This window comes from Streptomyces sp. NTH33 (assembly GCF_003236365.1).
Lineage (GTDB): Bacteria > Actinomycetota > Actinomycetes > Streptomycetales > Streptomycetaceae > Streptomyces.
The window spans coordinates 1-1,875 of the sequence record NZ_POTZ01000797.1 but is presented as its reverse complement, the minus strand read 5'-3'; the positions used below and the strand labels follow the sequence as shown (position 1 = coordinate 1,875).

Sequence of the window (1,875 nt, the reverse complement as noted above, 5' to 3'; positions counted from 1 at the left end):
GTCGGTTCTGAAACCACGAACAGCCCCGGCCGTACGGCCGGCCGGCTGGTGTGTTTCACCGTGTTTCGGTGGTCATAGCGTGAGGGAAACGCCCGGTCACATTCCGAACCCGGAAGCTAAGCCTCACCGCGCCGATGGTACTGCAGGGGGGACCCTGTGGGAGAGTAGGACACCGCCGAACAAATATTGAAGAAAACCCCGCACCTCACGGTGCGGGGTTTTCTGCGTTTATGCTCGTACGCATGCGCTATGACCTCGTCATCTTCGACAACGACGGCGTCCTTGTCGACAGTGAGCCCATCTCCAACAGGCTCCTGGCCGCCTATCTCACCGAGCTGGGTCACCCCACCTCGTACGAGGACTCCATCCGCGACTACATGGGGTCGGCGATGCACCGGATCCACGACCTCGTCCGGGAGCGGACCGGGCAGCGGCTGCCGGACGACTTCGACGACGTCTTCCACACCCGTGTCTTCGCGGCGTTCGAGCGGGAGTTGAAGCCGGTGGCCGGCGCCGGTGACGTACTGGAGAAGCTGGTCGTGGAGGGGACGCCGTACTGTGTCGCGTCCTCGGGGAGCCATGAGCGGATCCGGGTGGGGCACCGGACGACCGGCCTCGACCGGTGGTTCGACGAGGGACGGATCTTCAGTTCGCAGGACGTGGGACGGGGCAAGCCGGCGCCGGACCTGTTCCTGTACGCGGCCGAGCGGATGGGCGTCGCCCCGGAGCGGTGCGTCGTCGTCGAGGACTCCCCGCTGGGTGTGCGGGCGGCCGTCGCGGCCGGGATGGACGTGTACGGGTTCACGGCGATGACACCGGCCGCGAAGCTCGCGGACGCCACTCAACTCTTCTCCCGTATGGAGGAGTTGGCCGACCTGCTGGCATGACGCCGGACATGACGTCGACCGGTGAAGCTGAGCAGAATTCACCTTCGGCCGGATCTACCCACGGGTAGCCCGGGGCCCTACGCTCGCCGCCATGACAGATGTGCTGCGGCGCGGTAGGGCCTCGCTGGCGTTCAGCTTCTTCGCGCAGGGCGTCACCTTCGCTCTTCTCGTGACGCGCATCCCGGCCCTCCAGGACCGGTACGGGGTCTCCGACGCGCTGCTGCCGGTGTTCCTCGCCGCCGTGCCGGTTCTCGCCGGGGCCGGAAGCGTGGCCACCGAACAGCTGGTGAAGCGCGTGCGGCCCAGCCGGTTGCTGCGCTGGTCCCAGCCCGTCGTCCTGCTGTCCCTGCTCGGTGCCGGGGCGGGCGGCCGGATGGCCGAGCTGGGGGTCGCGCTCGCCGCCTTCGGACTGGCCGTGGGGGCGCTGGACGCCTCGATGAACATGCTCGGGGTGAGCCTGCAGCGGGCGTACGGCCGCAGCATCGTGCTCGGCTTCCACGCCGCCTACAGCCTCGGCGGGATCGTGGGCGCCTCGCTGGCCTGGGCCGGGGCGCACTGGCATCTGGCGCTGTGGGTGTCGTACCTGCCGGTGGTGGCGGTGCTGCTGCCGGCGGTCCTGGTGGGGAGCCGGTGGTACGTCGACGAGCGGGCGGCAGCCGTGCCCGAAGAAGCCGAAGAGACCGGCGGGAACGAGAACGGGGCTGGAACCGGGACCGAGAGCGGGACCGTCGTCTTCAAGCTGCTGCTGCCGCTGTGCCTGGTGATGACGTTCGCGTACATCGGGGACTCGACCGTCTCCAACTGGAGCGCGAAGTACCTGCAGGACACCCTGGGCGGCTCCGAGCAGCTGGCGACCGTGCCGTACAACGTGTACATGGTCACCACACTGCTGGGGCGGACCGTCGGGGACTTCGGGGTACGCAGGTTCGGTGCCGTGGCCGTCGTACGGCTGGGCGCGCTGGTGGCGGCGCTGGGGTTCGCGGTGGTC

At 68.9% G+C, this 1,875-nt stretch carries 2 protein-coding genes and 1 rRNA gene; all 3 read left to right on the top strand.

All coding sequences use genetic code 11. The annotated features are described in order from the left end of the window. The first annotated feature begins 64 nt into the window (after window positions 1-64). Window positions 65-181: ribosomal RNA gene (rrf, locus tag C1I97_RS36345) — 5S ribosomal RNA — on the top strand. 61 nt (window positions 182-242) lie between these two features. Then, on the top strand, window positions 243-887 hold the full coding sequence (locus C1I97_RS36340) for an HAD family hydrolase (protein ID WP_111007171.1): 645 nt from the start codon (window positions 243-245) through the stop codon (window positions 885-887). A gap of 91 nt (window positions 888-978) precedes the next feature. Next, the coding region (locus tag C1I97_RS36335) for an MFS transporter (RefSeq protein ID WP_111007170.1) at window positions 979-1,875 on the top strand (897 nt) is incomplete at its 3' end.

Excerpts from the sequence above, each read along its gene's own strand:
- C1I97_RS36340 (WP_111007171.1), top strand. The coding sequence starts at position 243 with ATGCGCTATGACCTCGTCATCTTCGACAACGACGGCGTCCTTGTCGAC.